This window comes from Actinomycetota bacterium (assembly GCA_030774015.1).
GTDB lineage: Bacteria > Actinomycetota > UBA4738 > UBA4738 > JACQTL01 > JALYLZ01.
In genome coordinates this window covers 1-3423 of sequence record JALYLZ010000166.1, presented here as the reverse complement: position 1 = coordinate 3423, position 3423 = coordinate 1, and the positions used below count along the sequence as shown (strand labels likewise).

The 3423-nt window shown below is 69.8% G+C and carries 2 protein-coding genes, 1 tRNA gene and 1 pseudogene; all 4 read left to right on the top strand.

Going from position 1 to position 3423, the window contains the following annotated elements; translation table 11 throughout:
- Positions 1-164, top strand: a pseudogene (locus M3Q23_16205) (IS21 family transposase).
- A gap of 613 nt (positions 165-777) precedes the next feature.
- Positions 778-866 (top strand) — tRNA-Ser (locus tag M3Q23_16200).
- Positions 867-894: 28 nt separating this feature from the next.
- Complete coding sequence (locus tag M3Q23_16195) at positions 895-1536, top strand: hypothetical protein (protein MDP9343597.1); 642 nt, start codon at positions 895-897, stop codon at positions 1534-1536.
- Between the two features lie 1047 nt (positions 1537-2583).
- Positions 2584-3423 (top strand): helix-turn-helix domain-containing protein (locus tag M3Q23_16190; protein MDP9343596.1); only part of this gene is annotated, 840 nt, incomplete at its 3' end.

Sequence of the window (3423 nt, the reverse complement as noted above, 5' to 3'; positions counted from 1 at the left end):
GGGAGTTCCTCCGCCTTCAGAGCCACTTCCTGTTCGCCCACCGGTTCTGCCGGGTCGGCCGGGGCAACGAGAAGGGCCACGTGGAGTCACTCGTCGGGTACGGGCGGCGCAACTTCATGGTGCCCGTCCCCTCCTGCTCCTCGTTCGCCGAGCTGAACGCCCGTCTGGAGGCCTCCTGCCGGGCCGACCTTCACCGGCGGGTCCGGGGCAAGCCCGTGACCAAGGCCGAGCTGCTCGAGGTCGACCGAGCGGCGATGCTGCCGATCCGGCTCGGCAGAATGGGAGACCCGTATGCGCTGTCAAACGGGCCGTACTCGGGCTGAACTCTCATCATCTGGTCGTTCGACCCGTGGCCGAGCGCGGACTCTACGTGACCCACATCCCGAGTTCTGCTTGGTCGTGCCCGCAAGCTCACCCGTCAAGGGCGGCAGCGGAGCCGAGCAGACGGGAGAGGGAGTGCACACCGACATGCAGGAGTGGTCCGAGATCCGGGCGCCAAGCCAGCGACCCCCCAGCGTGTGTTCGCCGCGTCCCGGCGTGGGGAGCGTGTTGCGCTGAGCCGTGAGCGATGTTGCGATGGGTACCAAGGAGCAGTCGCCATCCTGCCGATGAAGATGGGCCGCCCCCCGGGCAGCGGCCGCAAGCGGCCCGACCGGCCGTGGGTCCTATTCGGATGCCGACAATCCGGCGCGCTAAGGCCCAGGTGGGAAAGACTTCCTTGTACAAGCGATAGTCCAGCAGGGGATCCGCCCGTCTGAACCCGTGGGACAATCCCGCGGGAGGGTGGCCGAGCGGACGAAGGCGGCGGTCTTGAAAACCGCTAGGGGAGCGAGTCCCTCCAGGGTTCGAATTCCACCCTCCCGCCATCGTCATATGAGCGAGGATCAGGAGGCAATGGACACGCAAGAGACTCCTGGGGCGCTGCTCCAACGAGGCCGGGAGGCGTTCCTCCGCAGCGCTTGGAGCGAGGCATACGACGCCCTCGCCCCGGCTGGCGCGGAGGGAGCGCTCGGCCCCGACGATCTCGATGCGCTCGGCCAAGCCGCCTACTCCACCGGCCGCCTCGACGAGGCGATCCGGGCTCACGAAGCGGCGTTCGCCTGCTACCTCGAGACCGGAGAGCGGCATCGAGCGGCGATCGTGGCCATGTGGTGGCTCTCCGTCGAGTACTGGCAGAAGGGCCTCACGTCCGTGGCCGACGGGTGGGATCGCCGGGCCGAGCGACTCCTCGAAGACGAGCCCGAGTGCGTCGAGCACGGCTGGATCGCGTTTGGACTCGGGGACACGGACCGGGGGCTGGAGCTTGGGATCAAGCCGCAGGAGCCGCGGCGGGCCGAGGTTCGGACCGACCGGCTCGGCTACCCACAAGGCACCGCTCAGCAGGCACATGCCGCTCCAGCTCGGCAGGGCGATGGCCACCACGACCTCGTTCGTGCGGGTATCGATGCCGAGGAGCGATCGGCCGCTGTTTGGAAGACCGGGCTTCTTGCTCATCGCCGGTCCGTCGGCCCACACCAGATCCCTCGTCGCGGATGACAGAGGGCCGCTCGGGTGGGCGGGGTAGGCAATCGTCGCGGCGATCCGCCCATCGACGGGATCGACCCGCAGGACCCGGTCGCCTGACCCGATCCACACCGCGCCCTGTCCGGTGAACACGTAGCCGCTGGGGTCTACCGGCACGATCGCCGCCACCGCTTTAGTTTTGGGCTTGATCTCGGCAACTTCGCCCTCGGATCCGACGTGGACCCACAATCCCCCTTCCCCGACGGCGAGCCCGTCGATCGCGCCTGGATCGAAGACGGATGGGGCGATGCGGCCTGACGGCTTCCCGGTCTGCGGATCGAGCCGGAACAGACCGGTCCCGGTGACCAGGTCCTCCGGTGGGGTGGTCGCAGAGGGGATGGTCGCCGAGGTGGCGACGCTTGGAGTCGAGGGCGCCGAGGGCTCCGCCCGGGGCGCAGATCCATGGCCTGCCAGCAGGAAGACGACCAGCCCGACTACCAGGGCCGCCGCGATTCCCGCCCCGAGGAGAGCGCCGCGTACAGCGGACGGCCGCTCCGGCGGAGGCTGGTCCAGGGACCGTTCGTCACCGCCCGAGCCCACCACGGCCCGGGCCGCGGTGGCCAGCTCCCCCGCCGTTTGATAGCGGAACTCCGGAGCCTTGCTCAACGCCTTCGCCAGGACCCGGTTCAGGCCCTGCGGCACGTCCGGGCGGAGGTCGGTGACCGCGGGCGGCTTGTCCCGGACATGCGCCCACATGGTGGCCGCTTCGGACTCCCGCCGGAAGGGAAGCTGGCCCGTGAGGCCGTGGGGTCCAGAAACTCGATCGCGGGCCTGAGACCGGCAGCGGCGGTCCGGTCTGCGACAATGCCGCGCCGTGATCAGCTCCCTCCTCTATCTCCTCCTGCGCCGGGTCCTCGGTCTGGTCCGTTCGGACGACCGCATTGCGGCCGAGGCCGAACTGGAGATCGCCGTGCTGCGACACCAGGTCGCGATCCTGCGCCGGCAGGTGAAGCGGCCGATCTACCGAGCATCCGACAGGGCGTTCCTCGCCGCCGCGAGCAGGCTGCTTCGGCGGGAGGCGTGGGGAGCGTCCTGGTCCGGCCCGAGACCCTCCTCCGGTGGCACCGGCAGCTCGTCGCCAGGAAGTGGACCACGCCCCACCGCCATCCAGGACGCCCCGCCCTCGACCCCGAGGTCCGGGCGCTGATCCTGCGACTGGCGAGGGAGAACCCCCGGTGGGGCTACATGCGCATCCGGGGGGAGCTGCTCAAGCTCGGGGTGAGGGTGTCTGCCACCACGATCGCGACGGCGCTTCGCCGGGCCGGCCTCGGCCCCGCTCCCCGGCGTGGCCCCACGTGGAGCCAGTTCCTCCGCCACCAGGCGGCCGGGATGCTGGCGTGCGACTTCCTCACCGTGGAGACCATCACGCTGAAGACGCTGTACGTGCTGGTATGGATCGAGCTCGGGACGCGGAAGGTCCACCTGGGGGGAGCGACACTCAACCCCGACTCGGGGTGGGTCACCCAGCAGGCCCGGAACCTCACCATGGCCCTCCAGGAGGAAGGACGGTCCCCGAGGTTCCTGATCCACGACCGGGACACCAAGTTCTCCGGTCCTTTCGACGAGGTGTTCCGGTCCGAGGGCATGAGGATCGTCCTCACCCCGATCCGGGCCCCGAACGCCAACGCGTTCTGCGAACGATGGGTGGGCACCCTCAGGGCCGAGTGCCTGGACTGGACGCTCGTCCTCGGCCGACGACATCTGGAGCGCGTCCTTCGCACCTACATCGGCCACGGGGGCGGCCAGCTGACCTTCCAGGACATGAGGCGCATCAACGCCACGGACTTCACGGTGGCCATCACCGGCGGAACCGGGGCCTACGAGGGCGCCCGCGGGCAGGCCGAGGTGCACGTGACGAAG

Bases quoted from the DNA above. Each gene is read 5' to 3' on its own strand.
- M3Q23_16195 (MDP9343597.1), top strand. From the start codon at position 895: ATGGACACGCAAGAGACTCCTGGGGCGCTGCTCCAACGAGGCCGGGAG.